The sequence below is a fragment of the Aestuariivivens sediminis genome (assembly GCF_022662105.1).
GTDB lineage: Bacteria > Bacteroidota > Bacteroidia > Flavobacteriales > Flavobacteriaceae > Aestuariivivens > Aestuariivivens sediminis.
The window spans coordinates 155,571-177,816 of the sequence record NZ_JAKMCP010000003.1; the positions used below are offsets into that span (position 1 = coordinate 155,571).

A 22,246-nucleotide genomic window follows, 5' to 3' on the forward strand; every position below is an offset into this window, starting at 1 on the left:
TTTATCAATAACACACACCTCTGTGCAGTTTATAGATTGGCGTAATGTATAACAGAGATAAACAGCTTACAGGCTATCCATATATTCCTTCGGCGTTTTTTCGTAGTATTTTTTGAACAGTGTACTAAAATGTTTCGGATCATGGAAGCCGGACTCATAGGCAATATCTGAAATTCGAGAATAGATTTTTTTCTTCATCAGTTCCTCGGCGTGATTCAATTTAATTTTTAAAATTAAATCGGAAGGTGACATATGTACCAATCCTTTGAGCTTTCTAAAGAGATTGGATCGGCTCAACCCCATCATTTCGGCAAGTTTGTCAATTGAAAAATCCTTTTCGGTTAAATTTTCTTTTATGGTGCTAATGACATCAGACAAGAAACTCTCATCCGGAGTGAGTTGTCTCTCTATTTTCTTATCCCCCAACAAATGCGAAATATTCTCCCTAGACCTGATCAAGTTATTTATGGTGGCATTTAAAATGGATACGTTAAAAGGTTTTTCGACGTAGGCATCTGCACCTGTTTCCAGCCCTTTTATTTTATCATCTATATCTGCAAGGGCCGTTAACATGATAATAGGAATATGGCTCGTTTTAAAATTGGTTTTTAATAGATTACAAAGTTCCTTTCCATCCATTTCAGGCATCATTATATCCGTAATGATCAAATCGGGATTTTTGGACAATGCCAGCAACAATCCCTCTTTACCATTTGAAGCCTCAATAATGGCATGTGTCTTACCTAATTCATTCCTAATGGCCAGTCTCAACTCCTCATTATCCTCAACCAATAAAATAAGTTTTCCTTTTATTAAGTGTTCTTCGATGATATTTTTATTATCCTGACTGTCACGGGCGTTCATTAGGACATCGTCCTCATAATGCTCACTTCCGCCGGGCAATAGGATGCTAAATTTCGAACCGATGTTCTCTTTACTTTCTAAAGAAATTTTGCCCCCATGTAACTCAATAATTCTCTTCGACAGCATCAACCCAATACCAGTCCCCGGAATCCCCTGGTTTGCTACATTTGTCCCCCTGGTAAAGCGATTAAATATAGCATCTTGTTGTTTTTCGGGAATACCTATGCCATTGTCAATAAAATCAATTCTCAATGTTTTATCATTTAAGAAAGCGCTAATCGTTATTTCACTTCCTTCGCTACTGTATTTAATAGCATTAGAAATCAGGTTATAAAAAATACGGCTCATTTTGGGAACATCAAACCAAACCGGAATATGTTTTACCTTAAGAATAACATCAATCGATTTTTCCTTAAGAATAGGCGAGAAATCATCGACTATTTTAGATAAACACTCTTTAAGGTTTACCTGACTTACCTGAAGTTTAAGCTGGTTTCTATCCAGTTTCTGGAAGTCTAATAACTGGGAAACATATTCATTTAAGTTTTGGGTGTTTCTCTGTATGAGTTCCATAGATTTTTCAACCTGCTCCTGATTCGCTAATTGCTTTACCAACAACTGGATCAAGGAAACCGGTGTTCTAATGTCATGAGCCACTTCAACAAAGAATTTTATCCTGTCCTCATCGGTGCGCTTACGAATATTGGCCATGTTTATCTTATACATTAGAAAAGTGAAAAAACCTAATATTAATATATAAGATGCAAGGGCTACACCCGATTTCCAAAATGGTTTTTTCACTTTGATATTCAGAACATAATCATTTTTTGCTTTTTCCCCATCGGCATTAAACCCAGTGGCTGTCAGTGTGTAGTTCCCCGGGCTCAAATTGGAATAGGTGATCTTTTCATCACCGTATGCATTTCTTAAACTGTCCTCATTGCCTTTGAGTTGCCATTCAAAACGATTTCTTTTTGAGCCGTGAAACTTAATGGTCTCGAAGTTAAATGATATGGTATTCTGATCGTAGTCTAAAACAATGTCCTGAATATAATTAATGTTTTTATTTAGGGTCAAACTATCGGGTTGTTTTCCATTAATTTGAAAATTTACCAGGTAAATTTTTGATATTTCAGGGTCTTTTTCCAAATCCATAGGTTGAAACACCACAGCCCCTTCTGGTCCACCTAAAGCCAATCGTCCATCTTTTAGCTTTGCAGCGGCACCCGGCCCAAATTCATGGATAAACAATCCGTCCTGCTCACTATATTTTCTAAACAGTTTGGTCTTTATGTCATACCGCCAGAGTCCTGTGGTGGCAGCCAGATAAAGGTTTTGTACGTTGTCCTTCTTAACGGCGAATACGGTCCCTATCTCTTTATTTGTATTAATACTGGTATGATCCAAGGATTCATCACTCAAATTAAATTTATGCAAGCCTTTGGCCGAACCGATCCATATGGTATTGTTTAACTGGTCAAAATTTAAATTATGGATTTCATTTAAGTTGTTAAAAAGGCCTTCCTTTATTTTTCGAACACTTTTGTTTCGTTTATTGATTTCGTAAAAACCGTTACTGGATCCGGCATATATAATGTCATCATAACCCTGAACAATGGATCTCACCAGGCCGACATCATAGATGTTCACCAATTTGTTTTGACTGTAATGCAATAGAGGACCATCATTACCCTGTGCAATCCAGATATCATCATTAAATACAGAAATATTAAAAATAAACTTTAAGGGAATTTCAGGATGAAACAGTTGTTTATCGATTACGACATTGTTCTTATCGAAGACCAGAACACCTTCGCCATAAGTACCCAACAACAAATCATCTTTATATTCAGAAATGGTTAACACCGCAGTATTAAAAAGCTTCGGATCACTATTGTAATTCAAAACATTTTGGTCTTCATATTTACTGACTCCATTTTCGGTACCAAACCATAATGCACCATTTTTGCTTTCATAGATAGCCCTAATGGTATTGTTATTTATACTATTGTCGTCATTTCGTACATGGTGTATCTGGTTGAAGATATTGTCTTTTTCATAAATAATATTTATGCCACCTTCCCGAAGCCCAAGCCAGTAAGCGTTCGTTTCGTCGATATAGACTTCATAAATACTATTTTGACCAATGCTGTTGGGGTCGTCTATATCATGACCGAATACGTTTATCACCTTCAGGTTTTCATCAATTACAAAAAGCCCTAACCTGTCAATGGCCACCAGGGCATTATTTTGCCTGTTGAACTCAATTTTTCTAATGGCATAGGTCTTTTTTTGTAAATCCTTAATGAAAATCTGCTTAACTTCCTTATCATCCCTAATAAAAAGTCCACCGACCTCAGTACCTATCCAAAGTCTGTTTTTAGAATCCAAAGCGAGACTAATGATGTCATTTTTTTCTAAAACGATATCCCTTAAAGACAAATCGTCGGAGCCTGAGACCACATCGAAAATGTAACACCCTCTTCCTGTGGCTACATAGACCACCTTATTTGAGACCAGAATATTTCTATTGATAAAAGTTTCCGGATATAAAATGTCGGAGGCCTTTTGCGTAGTGAGGTTGAAAATAACATACCCACTATCCAAACCAATTAAAATTCTATCCTTATCCAATTGTGCCATGCACAGGAATCGCCTTACTTCTACATGTAAAACCTCCTCAAAGCGATCATGCTCGTAGTTGTATTTTATGAGAAAGCCATTGGGGCTGATCATATATAAATTCTCATTAACATTCAGCATGTCAATGATTCCGTTATTATCCAAGGATGTTATCGCCTTTAGGTCATAATTTTTGAATTCCAAACCGGAATAACGATTCAGTCCCTTATCTGAGCCTATCCAGAAATAACCCAGGCTGTCTTTTTCAAAAACATTTATAGTTCCTTTAATCAGTCCTGCCCTGGTATCCAATCGCTTCACCTGCTGGGCAGCCACAAAACCACTAAACCATAAAAAAACAAAAAGGACAAAAAAGAATTTGATGTATATTTTTTGCTTGTAGCACATTATTTAGCATGTTTACTTAAACTTACTAAAAAAATTAAATTCCCATTTAAAATTTAATGGGAATTTAAATAAAACTATTTAGACACTTTAGTTCGTAACCACCAATCTCTGTCGGGGTTGTAGTTGTATTTTTCTCTTAATTTTTCAAGTTCTGTCCGTAAACCATCTTCTATGTCCTGATATTCCGGATCATTAATGAGGTTGTTCATTTCTCCCGGATCATTTTCCAAATCGTAGAGTTCATCAATATCGTCTTCGAGAAAGGCATCTATCAATTTAAATCTTTTTGTGCGTATGGCCAACATATTTGGCCCGGCATACGGATAGGCATCATCTACGTAATATTCGAACATAAAGGAGGTTCTCCAGTTTTCATGATTCCGATGGTTATCGAATAATCGGGTCATGGACTCCCCTTGCATATAACTTGGTGTATCAACACCGGCCAAATCCAAAATGGTAGGAGCTAAATCAATATTCAAAGCGATATCCTTAATTATTGTACCGGGTTGAATGGTTTTCGGATATCTCATCAACATGGGTATTTTCATTGAATTTTCATAAGCTATTCTTTTATCCCAGTAGCCATGCTCGCCCATAAAATAACCGTTATCACTGCTGTAAATAATAACCGTGTTGTCAAGTTCGCCGAGGTCTTCCAGGGTTTTAAGTACATAACCTAAGGATTCATCAACCGCCACGAGACATTCCAACAATTTTTTAAATTTATCGCCCTTTATGGGCCATGGTTTTGGTGCTAAAGTATCGGTATGCACATAATCCTTCCATTTGGAGTCCCAGGCTTTAATACGTTGCCATTCGGGTTTACCTTTAAAATTCTCCAAATGCGTATTGTAGGGTGGTACGGGTAAGGAATCTTTGGCATATATATCCTCATGTCGGGGTGCCGGAGAATGATTTTCATGTACGGCCTTATGCCATAAATTCAAACTAAAGGGTTTGTTCGGATCTCTCCTTTCGGTTAACCAGCTTATGGCTTTATCCGTTAAAATATCCGTCATATAACCCTTCTCCTGATATTCCTTTCCATTATCATTCACCATGGGATCAAAATATTCTCCCTGTCCCACAAAACTGTACCAATAATCAAATCCGGGCCTGATATGTCTTTCCCCTTCAAAATGCGCCATATGTATTTTCCCTATATGGGCCGTTTCATACCCAGCCTGTTGCAAAATCTGACTGTAAGGCTTGTAGGTCTCCCAATCCGGGTCGACATGGCGGTTGTTCTGATTCACCCCATGAATGTGCGGATAGGTACCGGTTAAAAAACTGGCTCTTGACGGTGAACAAATGGACTGGGTGACATAGAAGTTGTCAAATTTCACACCTTCGTCTTCAAGCCTTTGCATGTTAGGTGTTTTTAAAAATGGATACCTCCGGCTCGATTCCAGGGCATCGAAAGGCTGATCATCGACCAAAACAAACAAAAAATTGGGTTGATTTTTTTCTGTTTCCTGTGTTTTACATCCCACTATTAAAACGGAACAAAGCAGAACAGATAAAATCGTATTAAAAGATATTACAAGTTTCATATTTAAATTACCAATACATGATTAAAGTTACTAAACAAAATAATAAGAGCATATAAGACCAGAATCGATAACTCTGATGAAAAGGAATCTGTTTTAAACTTATGGTCTCCTTTTTATACTCGTCCATTGAGAACGTTAGTCCCTCAATTTTTTCAAGTGGTGGTTTCCTGGTCAACAAGCTCACAACTACCATCACGACCAAACTCCAGGCAAAATAATAGGGAACGGTTAGTAAAAAGTGTATATCCCCAAATATGGAATGCCCAACGTTTACAGCGTAAATTATATTGACCACTCCCAGAGCAATCCCTGCCATAAGTCCGACAAAAGCACCGGCTGCATTGGTTCTTTTCCAAAAAATGCCCAACACAAAAGCTGCAACAATTGGTGGTGCCATGATCGATAGCATTTCCTGATAGTATTTTAGCAAGGTACCGAATTGCTTACCAATTTGGGGTGCCCAAAATACCGCAATAAGCAATACGGTTACGGAAGCCATTTTTCCCACCCTGACTTTTCGCTTGGAGGTGCTATTCGGGACAATCTTATCATAAAAATCCATCGTGAAAAGCGTTGCAACCGAGTTGAGCAAGCCACTCAGAGATGATGTTAATGCCGCTACCATGGCAGCCATCATAAATCCGATAAGCACATTAGGTAATAAATTCATTATTAAATTCGGATATACCATATCAGGCTTTGGCAGATCCGGGAATAATTTGATCGCCATAATACCTGGTATAATAATAACAAACAAGGTGAGCACTGTGAGAAAACCAACAAGTATCACGCCCTTTCTGCCCTCGTCAATCGACTTGGCAGTCAATACTCTTTGCACCAACTGTTGATTGTTACCCCAAAAAAACAAGCCCAGGATTGGAATTCCTATAATAGCACCCAGCCATGGCACGGACGAATCGTCCATGGGACGAACCAATTTCATTAGAACATCGCCTTCTGTTAACAGTTCTCTCACATATTCAGCGCCACCGTTATAAGTTGCATAGAAGGTCAGTACTATGGATCCAACCAATAAAAATATACCCTGCATCAAATCGACACGAATAGCAGCCGAAAGTCCTCCGGGTATCGTATAGGCTGCCACGATAATGGCAAATCCAATAGACAGGGACAGTATGGAGGCCTCAGGGAATACCAATTTCATGACCATCGCGGCAGCATACAAAGATCCAGCTGCATCCAGAAATATATTCACGATAATGGTTATTGCCGAGAAGTAATATCTGGAAGCCGCATTAAAGCGTTTTTCCAGAAACTCTGGTATGGTAAATATCTTTGATTTAATATAAAAGGGTAAAATAAACCAGGCAAAAAATACCATGACCACGACCGAGCCCAAGTTATAATTAAACACGGCAATCCCGGTGCTGTAGGCATCTCCAGCCTGCCCTATTAATGTTGAGCTGGATATACTAGCCGCAAACAATGAAAATCCAATAACAGGCCAAGCCATACCACGACCTGCCAAAAAATAAGATTTCTCGTCCTTGCTTTTGCTATATTTAATACCGAGATAAACAACAAATAAAAAATAAAGTACAATGATTAGAACGTCTGCCCAGGAAAGTCCATTTACCCAACTAGGCCCGTCGGTTAGGAAGTTAGTTGATTGCATTTCGTGTTAGTTTATGAATTACTGTTAGTTTTTGAATTACTGTTAGTTTATGAATTACTGTTAGTTTATGAATTCTGTTCCTCGCTTAAAGTAAATTCTATTAGTTCGTTTACGTCACAAGTAGCTAACCCTATGTATTTATCGGCACCGCCATAGTAAACATATAAGGTATCCTCTATAATCATATTACCCGTTGGAAATACACAGCCTTTATAATACCCTTCAATTTCATAATCGAATTCAGGTTCCATAATGTAATCCTTGGTTCTTCCAATTACTTTGGTAGGATCATCAAGATCTAACATTACTGCACCGACCCTATAATAGCCCAAACCTCCTTTTTCAACACCATGGTACAAAACCAACCATCCACGATCTGTGCGCAATGGAGGTGTACTACCTCCCACTTTTTCTTCCCAGCCACCATCAATGCCCCCTATGAGCATCGTGCTCGGCTCATTCCAAATTAAGAGGTCATCACTAAATCTTATCCAGACTGCCGGATTTTTAACCCCATAGTCCTCTCCGATCCATTCTTTCGGTCTATGCAACATAGCATACTTCCCATTAATCTTTTCCGGGAACAATATGACATCCCGATCATCCAGGTTCGATTGGGTAATGCGTCCGAGCCGTATCCATTTTTTAAAATCCTTGGTCATGGCCAGGGCGGAGTTCGCCATGTTCTTTTTAATAAAATGAGGCGCATGTTCTCCATGATCTTCTGTTAATACCACATCATGATCGAATTTCCAGTATTGTCCGGGAGGAAATGGTCGGAAGGCATAGGTCACATAGAAGTAATCATCCAGTTTAATGATTCGCGCATCCTCAATACAACCCATGTCCGGCCCTTCTGCACTGGGACCCAAAACAGGTTTATCTGAAACACGATTAAAATGATATCCGTCATCACTGACTGCCAATCCAAATCTAATAATGTGTTCTGCATCATCTCCTGCTGCCCTGTAAAGCATATAGAATTTTCCGTTGTCAAAGTAGACACCGGGATTACATACTACAAGATTTTCCCATTCATTATTTGGTTCAGGAGTTAAAATCGGATTGCCTGCGAATTTTTCTAGTTTCATTGGTTGTAACATATTTGTTAGTCTTTTTCTTGCTACAATATTAATGTGATCTTAAAAAGAAAAGGTTTTGAAATAGGTCAATATGATAGAAATTATGGTCAACCCCTTACTCATGTCATGAATTTTTAGGTTAACTGCCGCACGTTACCTATCCGATACCGAATTCAATGGCTACTCTCAGTGTGTATTGATAAAAGTATATCTGTGGTCAGATAAACGAAGCTTTTGCACGAGAAACAAACTTAAAACCAGCACCGTTACTGTAACTTTGTTTTTCGGAAATATCCTTTAAAATTTACTTTATGAAACGTATTTTACTAATCCTTTGTATTGCTTTTACAATTAACGTCATTTCCCAGGAAGTTTCTGATATTACCACACGTCCTAATATTATATTTATTCTTTCGGATGATCATGCGACAAACGCCATTTCAGCATATAGCAGTATGTACAGGGCAATCGCACCGACACCAAATATTGATCGTTTGGCCAATGAAGGCGCCATTCTCTTGAATGCTTTTAGTACCAATGCCATATGCGGACCGAGTAGGGCATCCATAATCACCGGGAAGTATAGTCATATGAACGGCTATTATAAAAACTACAAAGGGGGTTATTTTGATGGGGGACAATGGACCTACCCAAAAGCACTTCAACATTCAGGATATCAGACAGCCATGGTTGGCAAATGGCATTTGGCTTCCGAACCTCAGGGATTTGATTTTTACAAATATCATATAGATCACGGCGAACAAGGGGTGTACTGGAATCCGACGTACAGTGAAAATGGCATCCCTGTTAAAGAAGAAGGTTACGCTACAAACTTAACGACTGATTTTGCTTTAGAATGGCTCAAAAATAAAGAAAGTGACAAACCTTTTTGTCTATTACTGCAATATAAAGCGCCTCATAGGGAATGGGCTCCGGATAAAAAGTATGAAGACTTATGGGAAAATGAAACCATTCCCTATCCGGATACCTTTAATGACGATTATGAAGGACGCGAACAAACAGCTGGAAATACACATATGACAATGGATTTCTTTAACCGCAGGGACATGAAATTATCGCCTCCGGATTCCTTAACCGGAAAATTGTTGACTAAATGGTTTGATTTTGGTAATAACCCCGGTGAGATTGTAAATCCGGGTGATTCGTTATCCGGAGGTGCCCTTAGAAAATGGAAATTTCAAACCTACATTAAAGATTATCTGGCCACTGTGAAATCTGTTGATGATAACATAGGTCGGGTACTCAATTATTTAAAAGATAACGATCTGGAAGAGAACACCATTATTATTTATGCCTCAGATCAGGGATTCTTTCTTGGGGAGCATGGTTGGTTTGACAAGCGATTCATGTATGAGGAATCCATGCAAATGCCTTTCTTAATCCGTTATCCAAAATTGATTCCACCAAAAACAACAATAACCGATGTCATTTCCAACATCGATTTGGCACCTACGGTTTTGGATATGGCCGGTGTGAATATTCCGGATGAAGTACAGGGTAAGAGCTTTTTTAAACAGTTAAGCGGTAAACCAAACGAAGATTGGAGACCATCTGTATATTATCACTATTATGAATATCCGTTCTGGCATCATGTACAACCCCATTATGGTATAAGAACAGACAGGTACAAACTCATTCATTTTTATTATGATGTTGATCTTTGGGAATTGTACGATTTAAAGGAAGATCCCTCAGAAGTGAACAACATCATACATTCCGAAGCCCATGCCGAACTTATTTCAAAATTAAAGGCAGAATTAACACAATTAAAAACAGAGTATGGCAATGACTTGACTTTGGATGAGCTGAGAGCCATATCTGACACTGACTTTGGGGGACTCGAATCGGATAACAAGAAATAAATAACCTTTATTGATATTAATTATGAAACGATATATCTATTTACTTGTTTTCATCGGTTCTCTTATTTCCAGCACGTCCATGAGTGGACAAAGCAAGGCACCCAATATCCTTTTAATTACAATGGATGATATGAGCTGGGATTCGCCCGGTATCTGTGGAGGTCCCATACCGGATTTAACCCCACATATCGATAAATTAGCATCTGAAGGGATCTTATTCGAAAAGGCCTATGTACAGGCGCCGAATTGCTCACCATCCAGAAGTGTCATTCAGACGAGTTTGTATCCGCATCAAAGTGGCATGAGAGGATTCTTTTATGTAGAGCCTAATGGTTCTACACTGCCTGAAATTTTAAAGGAAAATGGATACATGACCGGGGTTATCAATAAATTGGCAGATACCAGTTTAAGTCCGGATTCGGAAAGGTATTGGGATTCAAGTATTGGCCTTAATGGTCATGAGAAGCGCTCGGCAAAGGCCTACTCTGAACAGCTAAGTGGTTTTTTGAAAAGTGCCAATACCTCAGGGAAACCATTTTACTGTGTAGTTAATGTCGCAGATCCACACAAACCCTTTTTCAACGATCCCGGATCTAAAAAAAGCGGTTTTGATGATTTCAAACCTTCAAAATTATACACTTTGAATGACATAACGGTTCCGGAATTTCTTCCCAGTCACCCAAAGATCAAACAGGAGCTTTTGAATTATTACAACTCCGTAAAAAGAGGAGATGATTGTGTTGGTGAGATTATAAGTACCATTAATAACAGAGCATATTTTGAAAACACCATTGTCATTTTGTTATCCGATCATGGTATGCCGTTCCCTTTTGCTAAATCGTCTTTATATCAAAACGGCATTCGGACGCCTCTTATCGTAAGCTGGCCGAACAAAATTGCGAAAGGGCAAGCAAATAAAGAAAATTTGGTTTCCGCTGTTGATATTGCTCCGACCCTATTAGAACTGATCGGTATTTCAGTACCAAAAACTTATCAAGGGCATTCCTTTCACTCATTGGTGTTGGGTAACAAAATAGAGTCTACCGATTATATATTTGCACAATTTGATGAAAATGCTGGAGGCATTCCAAGACCTTCGAGAACAGTCCTTGGAAAAAGGTATGGTTACATTTTTAATCCATGGGCTACCGGTAAATTACCTTTTAGATCTGCTGCAGATTACCATACGTCATATAAAGTAATGAAAGCGCTTGCTGTAAATGATACCGTTACAGAAAGAAGATTTAAAAATTGGGTCTTTAGAGCTACGGAAGAGCTTTATGATTATGCAAACGATCCGAATGCCTTAAATAACCTGATAGATGATCCGAAATATCAGGATGTACTTGTTGAACTCAGAGAGAAACTCATGGTTCAATTGAAAGTGACCAATGATTATGTCCTTCCTGCATTTGAGAACAAAAATGATAAGGCATTCTTAAATGATTGGATGGAGATCCAAATTAGAGAGGCGAAGCTCAGGACAAAAACCATAATATGGAAACGTTATACGAACAGCAGTGGATCTACAAAAAACAACACCAAACTATTTAAAATTGATGATCTCTCGTATTCCGGAAACTAATGGATTGTCATCTCATTATTCCACTACCCTCTTTTTCTTGATGATTTAGCATGGACATCTTATGAACAGTTCATATGCTTGAGTCTATTTGATGGTGTACCCTCTCAAATAGGTACCAGGTTATCCTGAAATGGATTAAACACACCTGCATGATACATTATTTTAATTGATAAAAATCTGTTTGATTGTCGGTTAATTAATTAATTTTAGTGAGAACCATTTTATTAATAGGAATGTCTTGTATTTCTTTCTTATTTTTTCTAAAAAATCATTACAACAAATAATCAAAAAGCATGACGAATTTATGAGAACAGTACAGTATTTATTGGTGATCTTCTCACTAGCCTTTATGTTAGCTGTATTAAGCGGTTGTATAAGTGACCATGCTCAGCATTCTGCCGATGTGATTGTTTATGGAGGTACTTCAGCCGGGATATCCGCAGCCATACAAACAGCACGGCTTGGAAAGACGGTCCTGTTAATTGAACCGACCAATCGTCTGGGTGGGCTCACGACAGGCGGCCTTGGACAGACAGATATTGGCAATAAGCAGGTTATCGGAGGCATTGCACGGGAGTTTTATAAACATATCAAGGCCTACTACGACGATCCAACCCATTGGATATGGCAAACCAAATCGGAATATAAGGATGGCGGACAAACACGCTCTACATGGAACGAAGACGCTATGTGGACCTTTGAACCCTCTGCCGCATTAAAGGTATTTCACCTGATGATAGAAGATACGAGCATTAAAATTGTTTATAACCAAAGGCTTAACAGAACAACAGGGGTCAGGAAAGTCGGCAATGCCATAAGCTCCATCACCATGGAATCAGGAGACACCTACCAGGGAAAAATGTATATTGATGCCAGCTATGAAGGTGACCTCATGGCAGCTGCAGGGGTATCCTATACGGTTGGTCGAGAATCGAATTCTGTTTATGGAGAATCGTTAAACGGGGTTCAGGCGGAACCTTATGGCAAGACGCTCAAGGGAACCCTATCCCATAACAGCGTACATCATAATTTTATCGATGGCGTTGATCCCTACTTGTTAAAAGGAGACTCTACGAGCGGATTACTGCCCTTTATATCGAAAGGTGGCCCTGGTATTGAAGGTACCGGTGACCACGGTATTCAAGCCTACTGCTTCAGGATGACCCTGACAGACCATCCTGAAAATCGTCTCCCTTTTGAGAAACCTGACCAATACAATGAATTGGACTATGAGCTGCTATTTCGCAATTACGAAGCCGCGACGGGTCCGATAGAAGACATGTATACTTATGGTGATCGGCTTGTGCCCTGGATCAATTCCGCGATGCCCAACCGAAAAACCGATACCAACAACCAAAAAGGATTTTCGACCGATTTTATAGGTCAGAACTGGGATTATCCTGAAGCTTCCTATGCAGAACGGGAACGCATTGTAGCGCGACATCGCCGGTATCAGCAGGGATTAATGTGGACACTGGCCTACCATCCGCGAATTCCGGATAAAGTAAGAGAAATGGTGTCGCAATGGGGCACCTGTAAAGATGAATATGAACGTGCTGATGGCTGGCAGCAGCAATTGTATATCAGGGAGGCGCGACGGATGCTGAGCGCTTACGTGATGACTCAGAAAAACTGCGAAGGTATTGAAACGGTTAATGATCCCATTGGTATGGCAGCCTATGGTATGGATTCCCATCATATAAAGCGTTATGTCAATTCCGATGGATATGTGGCCAATGAAGGGAATGTTGAAGCTTCCGTAAAATCACCGTTCCCTATAAGCTACCGGTCCATTGTACCAAAAAAGGAAGAATGTTCCAATCTGGTGGTTCCGGTATGCCTCAGTGCATCGCACATTGCATTCGGCTCCATCCGCATGGAACCCGTATTCATGATTCTTGGTCAAAGTTCGGCTAATATTGCATGCTTGGGGATTGATGAAGCTCAATCTGTTCAGGATTTGGATTACAACAGGTTAAGAAAACTGTTGCGCGATCAGGAGCAGATCCTGGAGTAAGTATTGAGTGTTATGTTCTATTTCAATAGTCATGACAGACATCAAATCCGAAATGATGACACCCTCATTTTTTTGGTCTGAGTTCAGCTCTGGTTTGCCATGCCAACTTTTTTAGTTAGAAATCTGTTAGTCGTTTACCAAAGGCTGTCACCCTGTCCCAGTCGGTATACTCTATTTCCACATTGGGGTTTGTCGGCCCCTTGGTCATCCACATAATAAACCGGATCATGGTTCTATCAAAAAAAGTGTATTTCTTATAGTCCAGTTTTCCGGCAAACACCTCAGTTACAGTGGGGGTCCAATCGATGGTCTTAAAAAATTTAATGACGTAGGGATTGGTATCAGGTGCATTCTTCTCCGGTTTTCGAGCCACTAGGTTTACAGAGAAGAAAGCGGTTTTCATGGCGTCCAGCTGTTCCTTATGATGGTTAATGAAATCGATAACGCTTTTATTATGAACGCCATATCTGATGCTTGCGCCAATAATCAGTTTGTCATAATGGCTTATATTTTCATCAAAATCATCAATGGAATGTAGTGCAAGGTCTTGATTGTATTGCTTAAAAACAGCTTTGAGTTGATTGCAAATTTTTAGGGTTTGTCCATCTACCGATGAATATAACATTAAGGTTTTTTGATTCATTTTGTTCAGGTATTATAATTTCACCGTTTTTGGTTTGCTGCTTTAGATTTATAATTCTGATATGATATTTTATTTTAAAATTATTAAAAATCGTTTTTGATTGATCCTTCGGTAATAACAAGTATTGTAAATAAGTTTATAGTTCCGATATGAAAAGCGTTCATTATTATGCCGGGCTGGGTACGCTATATTAACTCTATGGCCTGTAATCTGAATTCAAAATTACAATTTCAATTGTTTTAAAAACAGAACAAATGTTCTGTTTTTTTAAAATCTTAATATGTAACATATCTGACATAACATGACATATGTCATAAAAAATTTGCTTTAAAGATTCTAATTTCGTTAGAATTAATACCACAACATTATGAAAAATAGAATTTTTGTTATCGCCTTACTGCTTATTGGTAGCTATGTTATGCTTTCAATGACACTCATAAAATCAAGTTATCAAGATCCATGGGAGGTTCCTTCTAAATTTGAAAAGATGGAAAATCCTTATGCTTCCGATGCGGATGCGGATAAAATAGGTCGCACCTTATATGCGAAACATTGTAAATCGTGTCACGGTTCCAAAGGATTGGGCGATGGCCCAAAGGCGGAAGGTTTAGATACGCCGTGCGGCGACTTTACCACCGATGCTTTTAAAGCGCAATCTGATGGCTCTCTTTACTATAAAATGATTATGGGCAGGGACGATATGCCTGGGTTTGACAAAAAAATTCCAGATGAACAGGATCGTTGGCTCATCGTTAACTATTTAAGAAGTCTTTAGTTATTCATCTATTTGAAGTTTTCTTTAAACACATACGGACCAAGCCAATTACATCTGTAATTATTAATTAGAATTACTATTTATGGATAAAATCCTACGCTATATAAGTATCTCACATATAACGGCCAGCGTTGCCCAAAGATCACATTATCAATTTTCAAACGAACAAAAAATTGGGTTATTAAATGTCTTACGAAAAGAATTTAATGATATTTCAGGACTGATGTTGCTGGCTACCTGTAATAGAACGGAACTCTATTTTGAATCTATTTGTACTTCTGCAGCTTCAATAAGGGACTTCTTATTAACCTTTAGAGGGCACCAGAGTTCAGGTATTGACAACAAATTATTCTGTTTGAGCGATGACACGGAAACCACTGTTAATCACTTACTACAGGTATCATCAGGATTGGAATCTTCTGTTTTAGGTGATGCCGAGATCATTCATCAAATTAAAAAAGCACATCAATTTGCCATTGCGCATCATTTACAGGGCTCCTTACTGGAGCGTGCCTTGCAATCCGTTTTCAAGGCTCATAAGCGCATCAGTAATGAAACGCATTTTAGAGATGGCACCACTTCATTGGCGTACAAATCCTTAAAACTGATCAAAGAGTCCTATGACCTGGACGAACATAAACGGGTTAAAATTCTTTTTGTAGGGGCCGGAGACATTGTGAAACAGTTATTCAAGTACAACTCGAAGTTCAATTTTAAAAACATTTCCATTACAAATCGCACGGAACACAGAGCCAAAGATTTGGCTGAAGTTCACCATGGCAAGGTATTTGGCTGGAATCGGCTTCAGGACAATGCTCTGGACGATTTTGATGTGATTATCGGTGCCGTAAGCAATTCCAAGAACCTCATCAGAAGGATACCCCGAGGCAGACAAAAGGTGATGCTCATCGATTTATCCGTGCAAGGTTGTATAGATAAGGTTCTGGCCACTGAAGATCACGTCAAATATTATGACCTCGATGCCATATCCGAAGACCTTAAAGAAGTTAAGGAGCAACGCATTTCAGCCATAGATGAGGTCAATAGAATTATAGCCCATGAACTATCGGAATACTGTGACTGGTTGCATGAAGCACCGCTTAGGAAATTACTGGCGGAATATAAAATAACCGTGGCCCAAAAGGTGAATACGTATTTTGAAGCCAACAAAGAACAAGATAAAATAACAGCTGTAACCAATGAGGTGATGCGAAAACTAATGAGCAAACCTAAGGCCTTCTTGTCATCATCAAAAATGGACCTGGTAATTTCCGAACAGGTTGCTAAATATACGGATTGAACATCCAATTTTTGATCTTTTGACTAACTCGACAAAGGCAATCCCATAATTAGGATTGCCTTTTTTATTTTTTATAAACTTGCATGGGGATCAAAAGGTAATCAACCCCCAGGTTAAGGGATCTCCTATTAAGGCTTCCTCAGGCCAGTAGGCCTGCTGGTCCAAAGGGTCACTCACTTTGAAGGCCATTCTTATTTGTCGGCCTTTTGCAGGATTGATGTTCAGTTTAGAGAAACTGATCTTAAATTCCATATGGTCGTTCCCTTCCTTAAAAGGAAAGGTATTGGCAGCCCAACCCACAGGCCGTGTTGTACAATTCTCCCAAAAATAATAGAGCCCGACTGCAGAACAGTTGCTGTAGGACGAATGGAACCAGTAGGATTGGTTGCTCCAATCAGGGGTATCGCTATTGGTACTGATAAGGACCTCCGCATTATGACTGATGTTATTGGCGTCGGTCAGATGTTTAAAGGCCACATATAAGTAATCTTTGTCGTATTTGAGTAATACGACCATGTGATGATCCTTTCCCTTCCTTAAGTTCAGTACCCGGGCATCCGACCATTCGTTTTCATCCAGTTGGCCGTCAACAATGATTTCAACACCAGGGCTTTCCACAAGTTTCAGGGAACCTTCCTGTGTGTGCGTCTGAACGCAAAAACCCGATAGTATAATCAATACGAAAAAAGCCCTCATACATACATCTTTAGGACGCTACCCTATTTTTTTATACAAAAACAACACCTCTTTATGACTGCAATTTATGATAATTCCGTAAGTCGTAATATGACAATTATCACCATTTTGCTCAGCACAATAGCTTAAATTTGTTTAACTACGACCTCGACATGTAGTAGTTATGCATGTATTGGGTTTACTCAAAGTTTGATGAATCTAATTATTACAAATAGGATTTTTCTCATGATCGGTTTGATGCTGTTTTGGGTGAACAGCGTTCAACCTCAGGACACGACCTATGTCGATGTAATGGATTTGACAGAATCAAAAGGGGTGGAATGGGTCAATCAAATTCCGCACTTAAAAGATGCTAATAAAAAGATCAAAAAAGGATGGCTAAAGCGTCTCATATTAGGAAAAGATGATATGACCTCTATACAAAAACCTGTTGAAGTAATTGCTTTCAACCCGGAAAACTGTATGATATTTGAGCAGGGTAACGGCACCTTATTTGCCGTGGAACAAGATAAAATCAAAATTCCAAAACTGTTACGCAAAAACGAGAGGTATTTCCCTTCCCTGGTGGGTGCCTGTTTGCTGCCGGATAATAGCATCCTATTTACCGATTCCAAACTAAACAAAATTTTCTCCTTATCCGAGGACAGAAATACCCTAAGGGAATTAAATGCACGACTTGAGCTGTCTCAACCAACCGGAATCGCCTATTCACAAAAGAACAACCAAATATGGGTGGTAGAAACGGGCAAGCATCAGATATGTATTTTGGACACCCATGGGAAGCCTGTTAAAACCATTGGTCAGCGTGGTACCGATACCGGAGAATTTAATTTTCCAACATCCCTCTGGATTGATAGAAAGGGTCATGCCTATGTGGTTGACGCATTAAACTATCGCGTACAAATATTTGATGCAGAAGGTCATTTTATAAACATGTTTGGAGAGAATGGCAACGGTACCGGCTTTCTGGCCCGTCCCAAAGGAGTTGCAACCGACAGTTATGGACATATTTACGTGGTGGATGCCCTATTTCATACGGTTCAAATCTTTGATAAAAGCGGTAATTTCTTGTACAGATTTGGAAATCAAGGAAGGGATACGGCTGAATTTTGGATGCCCTCAGGCATTTATATCGATAAAGCCAATTATATTTATGTCGCCGATAGTTATAATAGTAGAATCCAGATCTTTAAATTGAATTATACCCCATGAGATGTGCTGTACTAATCATATTATGCATTCTATTGCTGCCCTTTGAAATGGTGTTGGGCCAAGGCGTGTCTGAATCCAAACACAACCTATCGGCAACAGGTAAAGGCAGAATCAAATCTATGGCTGACGACCGTGTCTGTATCTTTTGTCATACCAGTCATAGCAGCAACCCAAAAGCACCCTTATGGAACCGCAGACAATCAGGCGCGGTTTATACCTTATATAACAGTTCGACCTTAGATGCTACTCCGGGGCAGCCCGACGGGACCTCCATTTTATGCCTGTCTTGTCACGATGGTACAGTTGCCCTGGGCAATACTTTTAAAAATCCGAACAGTATCTCTTTTGCTCAGAGTATGAGCAAGCGAGGCAATCTGGGTACCGATCTATCAGACGATCATCCCATATCATTTGTCTACGATCCTAGCCTGGCGAGTAAAGACGGCGCTTTGGTAAACCCAACCACCTTGCCAAGGCATGTATTGGACCAAAATAACAAATTGCAATGCACGGCCTGCCATGATTCGCATCGAAATCTTTATGGTAATTTCTTAAAAGTGACCCATGAATCGTCACAACTATGCCTTACCTGTCATGATAAACAGCACTGGGACAATAGCAGCCACAATACCTCAAAAAGCAAATGGAATGGTGATAAACCCAATCCGTGGTTGCATTTAGATGCCCCCTATCCCACGGTTAACCAAAATGGCTGTGGCAATTGTCATGATGTGCACAATGCTTCTGGCAAGGAACGATTGTTTAAAAAGTCTGATGAAGAAAGTAACTGTCTGGATTGCCATAATGGTAATGTGGCCATAAAAAATGTGGAACTGCAATTTGCAAAACCCTATCGGCATGATGTCTATGCCTATACAGATGTTCATGACCCCGTTGAAAATGAGCTCAACACCAAAAGACATGTGGAATGTGCCGATTGCCACAATGGACATAGCGCCAATATTACCGAGGCAGTGGCACCTTTTGTCAGTGGTGCTAATATTGGCGTTAGAGGCATAGACCGTTCAGGATTTCAGGTTAATGAAGCCGTCAATGAATACGAGATCTGTTTTCGCTGTCATGCGGACAATGCCATGACTCCCGAAAGCACGCTTCGGTATTTGGGAACTGAAAACACCCGGCTGGATTTCGACCCCAACAACATTTCCATGCACCCTGTGATCGAGCAGGGTAAAAACAGTAATCCGAGAGGCCTTTTAGAACCCTATAACTTCAACAGTATCCTCTATTGTTCCTCCTGTCACGCCAGCGACGGTACCAAGGCCCCAAAAGGACCACATGGGTCCAGTTTTCCACGAATTTTAAAGGCCAACTACAATCTCGATAAAACACCCCAGTTGGGTAAAAGCTGGCCCTCACTAATCCAGAGCAATTTTACCTTGTGCTTTGAGTGCCATAATATCAATGCAGTCACCAGTATGCATCAAGAGATCAGCGGAGGTCATTTTATGGAGACCATTGGCTGCAACGCCTGCCACGACCCCCATGGCTATCAGGGCGGTACCCCATCAGAGAATGCCTTTGGCATCAATTTCGACCGCAGTGTGATACAGCCCAACCCATTGAATGGCCGTATGATCGATCTCGACCAGAAAAAATGCTTCATGACCTGCCATGACTCACAGGGTTTGGTCAATTATACCCATAGTGCCGAGGGTGACGATTATTAAAGCTTTTACCGTTAATCTGCTATGGCAAGCTTAAAAGGGAATGACCATCTTCTGAAATAAATAGGAGTTGCTTAAAATGAAAAGCAGTGCAATCCGAAATAATATCGGGAGTAATGCGACAACACTAGTTTTAAATAATTGTAATCTTGAGATTCTTTATCTCGCAACTTGTGATATTGCAACCAATTTGGCGTTTGCCTTAAGGTTAAATGGACAATAACATGAGAAATCACCGAATAACACTCATGACGTGAGAGCAAACGCTTTTGGCCATCCATTTCTAGTAACCAATATTGTTTGTTTCTCCATTCGACAGCCAATCGTAAAAAGTCACATTCAAAGCGATTGGCGGTAACTCTCTGCCAGACGGAGGTATTCAATAGCCTGAGATCCGGATGGAACACCTCGCGACCGTGAGGAACCTTAAATTTTTCATTTACACTGTCCTTAACGAGTTCCGGTATTTCCTGAGAAAAAGTAATTAAGGCACTCAGAACTACACATAATAAGATACCTATTTTCATCATAGCAGACTTTTATTATTACAAATACCATCCATTTATAGTCTTAAAATAAGATAATTAATTCCCTTCGTGCAATGACGGTGGTCATTTAGTAAACATTTGTACCTATTGGTTTAGTGAAAACTATGTTCATAACCAAGACATCAAATACCCTTGTTTTTACGCGCCATGAATGGATTATTCATTGCATGAACCACTAATAAACCCTTCATTGAAAACCACAGACTCCAAGCCAGATTGAAGTGAAGAAAAGTAGTCTTATTAAAACAATTCCAAACAAACGGATTGTCACACTTATCTATCCCCCACCAAGTAAAATCGGACGGTCATGGAAAGCGTCTCGGGACATATCGGTCACATAATTCATATTCTTTTAACAAACGTCCTCTTCCATTCTGACCATGGCAGGTTGGATGTCCTTGCATTAGTTACTCAAATGGAAACTTAAAAGATTGATAATGTAACACAACGGACCGTTCAATGGCTTTATAATTTCCAGCAAAACCGAAGCGCTTTCTAGTGTAATCATGGAATTTCAAAGATTAATTAGAACCTTTATAAATAACCTATCTGTCTGATTTACTGTGATTTACATATTTAACAATAACACCTCGAATTAAACCAAAAAAATCTGTCGCTTACAGGCCTAACAACAAGACATATATGTAATTGTATATCAGTACATTACATCTATTTTTTATTATTCAACGAAAAAATGTATCGCTGGGTATAAAACATGATAAAAGTCATCTTTTTTCTTCGTGTTGAGTGTTATTTTAATGTATTGTTATTAATCACATGTGTATATATATAAAATCTTAAATTTAAGTCTTATGAAAACAACAAAATCTTTACTTTTAACTTTAATCTTATGCCTGTTTACCATTTATGGTTTTGCGCAAACCATGGCCGGTACTGCACACGACTTTTCTGATGAAACCTGGGCAGGTGGCGATGGTGATGGCAGCAATAGTGGCCGTACCTGTATTGTATGCCACATTGCGCACAACTCCTCAGCAACTATAAATGCTCCTCTTTGGAACAGAGCTGATCCGGCAGATATCGTTGTATCCAATTACACGCCTTACACATCAAACACATTCCAAGCCAATGATGGGACTTTCGTCAGTAGTGTCTGGTCTCAGGCAGCTTACGCTGATTATTTAGTAGACGATCCTGATAATCCTGGAACTGAAAGTGCTGTATGGATTCCAGACGGGTCTTCTGTACTGTGTTTATCTTGCCATGACGGTGTGGGTAATTTGGATGCTTTTGGTGGTGTTAATGAGAGTGGAACCTATGTAATAGCCACTGGTGGGGTAAAAATTGCCTCAGTAGCGCGAAGAAATGATGGAACCGGTGAACATCCTTATTCATTTACTTATTCAGACGCATTAGTCACTGCAGATACTGAAGGTGGTATAGCCGGATTAAAATCACCGAGTACGCTTACCGGAACTGTTTTATTAGAAAGTGGTAAAATACAATGTACTACTTGTCATGATGTCCATAACAGTTATAGCAATGATTATTTATTGACATTGGATAATGCCGGTAGTGCCTTATGTAGATCTTGTCATACAAAATAACAGGAAAGCACAACATAAAAAAAAGGCGAATGATTCGCCTTTTTTTTATGCGCTAACCCTTGTTAATACCTGACTTTTATCATCTTTTTTACACAGTATTCTAAGTACCTTTGAATATATGTGTTTCCTTATTAATATGCTGATAAACAAGACTTTAACATTT

General features: G+C 39.3%; 15 protein-coding genes. 8 read left to right on the top strand and 7 right to left on the bottom strand.

All coding sequences use genetic code 11. The features are described from left to right. Positions 1-66: 66 nt before the first annotated feature. The 4 genes from MR054_RS08665 to MR054_RS08680 form a co-directional block, all read right to left on the bottom strand. On the bottom strand, positions 67-3,894 hold the full coding sequence (locus tag MR054_RS08665; protein WP_242157512.1) for an ATP-binding protein: 3,828 nt from the start codon (positions 3,892-3,894) through the stop codon (positions 67-69). A gap of 74 nt (positions 3,895-3,968) precedes the next feature. Continuing rightward, positions 3,969-5,450, bottom strand: a complete 1,482-nt coding sequence (locus MR054_RS08670; RefSeq protein WP_242157514.1) for a sulfatase family protein — start codon at positions 5,448-5,450, stop codon at positions 3,969-3,971. A 7-nt stretch (positions 5,451-5,457) separates the two neighbouring features. Continuing rightward, positions 5,458-7,086, bottom strand: coding sequence for a sodium:solute symporter (locus MR054_RS08675; RefSeq protein ID WP_242157515.1), 1,629 nt, complete (start codon positions 7,084-7,086; stop codon positions 5,458-5,460). A 65-nt stretch (positions 7,087-7,151) separates the two neighbouring features. Further along, a complete protein-coding gene (locus MR054_RS08680; protein ID WP_242157517.1) occupies positions 7,152-8,177 on the bottom strand; it encodes a glycoside hydrolase family 130 protein in 1,026 nt (341 codons plus the stop codon). 302 nt (positions 8,178-8,479) lie between these two features. On the opposite strand from MR054_RS08680, the gene MR054_RS08685 reads away from it, so the two are divergent. The 3 genes from MR054_RS08685 (at position 8,480) to MR054_RS08695 (ending at position 13,653) form a co-directional block, all read left to right on the top strand. Next, positions 8,480-10,051: a sulfatase family protein gene (locus MR054_RS08685; protein ID WP_242157518.1), complete on the top strand. Its 1,572-nt coding sequence runs from the start codon at positions 8,480-8,482 to the stop codon at positions 10,049-10,051. Between the two features lie 22 nt (positions 10,052-10,073). Beyond that, positions 10,074-11,636 (top strand): sulfatase-like hydrolase/transferase, encoded by a 1,563-nt coding sequence (locus tag MR054_RS08690; RefSeq protein ID WP_242157519.1) that lies wholly within the window; start codon positions 10,074-10,076, stop codon positions 11,634-11,636. Positions 11,637-11,940: 304 nt separating this feature from the next. Further along, positions 11,941-13,653: an FAD-dependent oxidoreductase gene (locus tag MR054_RS08695; protein WP_242157520.1), complete on the top strand. Its 1,713-nt coding sequence runs from the start codon at positions 11,941-11,943 to the stop codon at positions 13,651-13,653. Positions 13,654-13,768: 115 nt separating this feature from the next. On the opposite strand, the gene hemG is transcribed toward MR054_RS08695, so the two are convergent. Beyond that, a complete protein-coding gene (hemG, locus tag MR054_RS08700; protein WP_242157521.1) occupies positions 13,769-14,296 on the bottom strand; it encodes a menaquinone-dependent protoporphyrinogen IX dehydrogenase in 528 nt (175 codons plus the stop codon). A 367-nt stretch (positions 14,297-14,663) separates the two neighbouring features. Here hemG and MR054_RS08705 point away from each other — a divergent pair, with 367 nt between their 5' ends. Further along, the gene (locus MR054_RS08705; RefSeq protein WP_242084860.1) at positions 14,664-15,071 is read left to right on the top strand and encodes a c-type cytochrome; all 408 of its coding nucleotides are present in this window, start codon (positions 14,664-14,666) and stop codon (positions 15,069-15,071) included. A gap of 82 nt (positions 15,072-15,153) precedes the next feature. Further along, the gene (locus MR054_RS08710) at positions 15,154-16,371 is read left to right on the top strand and encodes a glutamyl-tRNA reductase (RefSeq protein ID WP_242157522.1); all 1,218 of its coding nucleotides are present in this window, start codon (positions 15,154-15,156) and stop codon (positions 16,369-16,371) included. Between the two features lie 90 nt (positions 16,372-16,461). On the opposite strand, the gene MR054_RS08715 is transcribed toward MR054_RS08710, so the two are convergent. Further along, positions 16,462-17,067: a DOMON domain-containing protein gene (locus MR054_RS08715; protein WP_242157523.1), complete on the bottom strand. Its 606-nt coding sequence runs from the start codon at positions 17,065-17,067 to the stop codon at positions 16,462-16,464. A 192-nt stretch (positions 17,068-17,259) separates the two neighbouring features. Between MR054_RS08715 and MR054_RS08720 the strand changes: the two genes are divergently transcribed. Both MR054_RS08720 and MR054_RS08725 read left to right on the top strand, forming a co-directional pair. Continuing rightward, positions 17,260-18,279, top strand: a complete 1,020-nt coding sequence (locus MR054_RS08720) for a 6-bladed beta-propeller (protein ID WP_242157524.1) — start codon at positions 17,260-17,262, stop codon at positions 18,277-18,279. Further along, positions 18,276-19,970 carry a cytochrome c3 family protein gene (locus MR054_RS08725; protein WP_242157525.1) on the top strand — a complete coding sequence of 565 codons (1,695 nt, stop codon included), beginning with the start codon at positions 18,276-18,278 and terminating at the stop codon, positions 19,968-19,970. Before MR054_RS08720 ends, MR054_RS08725 begins: the two co-directional genes overlap by 4 nt. Before the next feature lie 71 nt (positions 19,971-20,041). Here MR054_RS08725 and MR054_RS08730 read toward each other — a convergent pair whose 3' ends face one another. Continuing rightward, positions 20,042-20,497, bottom strand: a complete 456-nt coding sequence (locus tag MR054_RS08730; RefSeq protein ID WP_242157528.1) for a hypothetical protein — start codon at positions 20,495-20,497, stop codon at positions 20,042-20,044. A gap of 830 nt (positions 20,498-21,327) precedes the next feature. Between MR054_RS08730 and MR054_RS08735 the strand changes: the two genes are divergently transcribed. Continuing rightward, positions 21,328-22,083: a cytochrome c3 family protein gene (locus MR054_RS08735; RefSeq protein WP_242157530.1), complete on the top strand. Its 756-nt coding sequence runs from the start codon at positions 21,328-21,330 to the stop codon at positions 22,081-22,083. The last annotated feature ends 163 nt before the right edge of the window (positions 22,084-22,246 follow it).

Excerpts from the sequence above, each read along its gene's own strand:
- MR054_RS08680 (WP_242157517.1), bottom strand. The coding sequence starts at position 8,177 with ATGAAACTAGAAAAATTCGCAGGCAATCCGATTTTAACTCCTGAACCA.
- MR054_RS08720 (WP_242157524.1), top strand. The coding sequence starts at position 17,260 with ATGAATCTAATTATTACAAATAGGATTTTTCTCATGATCGGTTTGATG.
- MR054_RS08715 (WP_242157523.1), bottom strand. The coding sequence starts at position 17,067 with ATGAGGGCTTTTTTCGTATTGATTATACTATCGGGTTTTTGCGTTCAG.
- MR054_RS08685 (WP_242157518.1), top strand. The coding sequence starts at position 8,480 with ATGAAACGTATTTTACTAATCCTTTGTATTGCTTTTACAATTAACGTC.
- MR054_RS08695 (WP_242157520.1), top strand. The coding sequence starts at position 11,941 with ATGAGAACAGTACAGTATTTATTGGTGATCTTCTCACTAGCCTTTATG.
- MR054_RS08725 (WP_242157525.1), top strand. The coding sequence starts at position 18,276 with ATGAGATGTGCTGTACTAATCATATTATGCATTCTATTGCTGCCCTTT.
- MR054_RS08665 (WP_242157512.1), bottom strand. The coding sequence starts at position 3,894 with ATGTGCTACAAGCAAAAAATATACATCAAATTCTTTTTTGTCCTTTTT.
- MR054_RS08690 (WP_242157519.1), top strand. The coding sequence starts at position 10,074 with ATGAAACGATATATCTATTTACTTGTTTTCATCGGTTCTCTTATTTCC.
- MR054_RS08705 (WP_242084860.1), top strand. The coding sequence starts at position 14,664 with ATGAAAAATAGAATTTTTGTTATCGCCTTACTGCTTATTGGTAGCTAT.
- MR054_RS08730 (WP_242157528.1), bottom strand. The coding sequence starts at position 20,497 with ATGATGAAAATAGGTATCTTATTATGTGTAGTTCTGAGTGCCTTAATT.
- MR054_RS08735 (WP_242157530.1), top strand. The coding sequence starts at position 21,328 with ATGAAAACAACAAAATCTTTACTTTTAACTTTAATCTTATGCCTGTTT.
- MR054_RS08710 (WP_242157522.1), top strand. The coding sequence starts at position 15,154 with ATGGATAAAATCCTACGCTATATAAGTATCTCACATATAACGGCCAGC.
- hemG (WP_242157521.1), bottom strand. The coding sequence starts at position 14,296 with ATGAATCAAAAAACCTTAATGTTATATTCATCGGTAGATGGACAAACC.
- MR054_RS08670 (WP_242157514.1), bottom strand. The coding sequence starts at position 5,450 with ATGAAACTTGTAATATCTTTTAATACGATTTTATCTGTTCTGCTTTGT.
- MR054_RS08675 (WP_242157515.1), bottom strand. The coding sequence starts at position 7,086 with ATGCAATCAACTAACTTCCTAACCGACGGGCCTAGTTGGGTAAATGGA.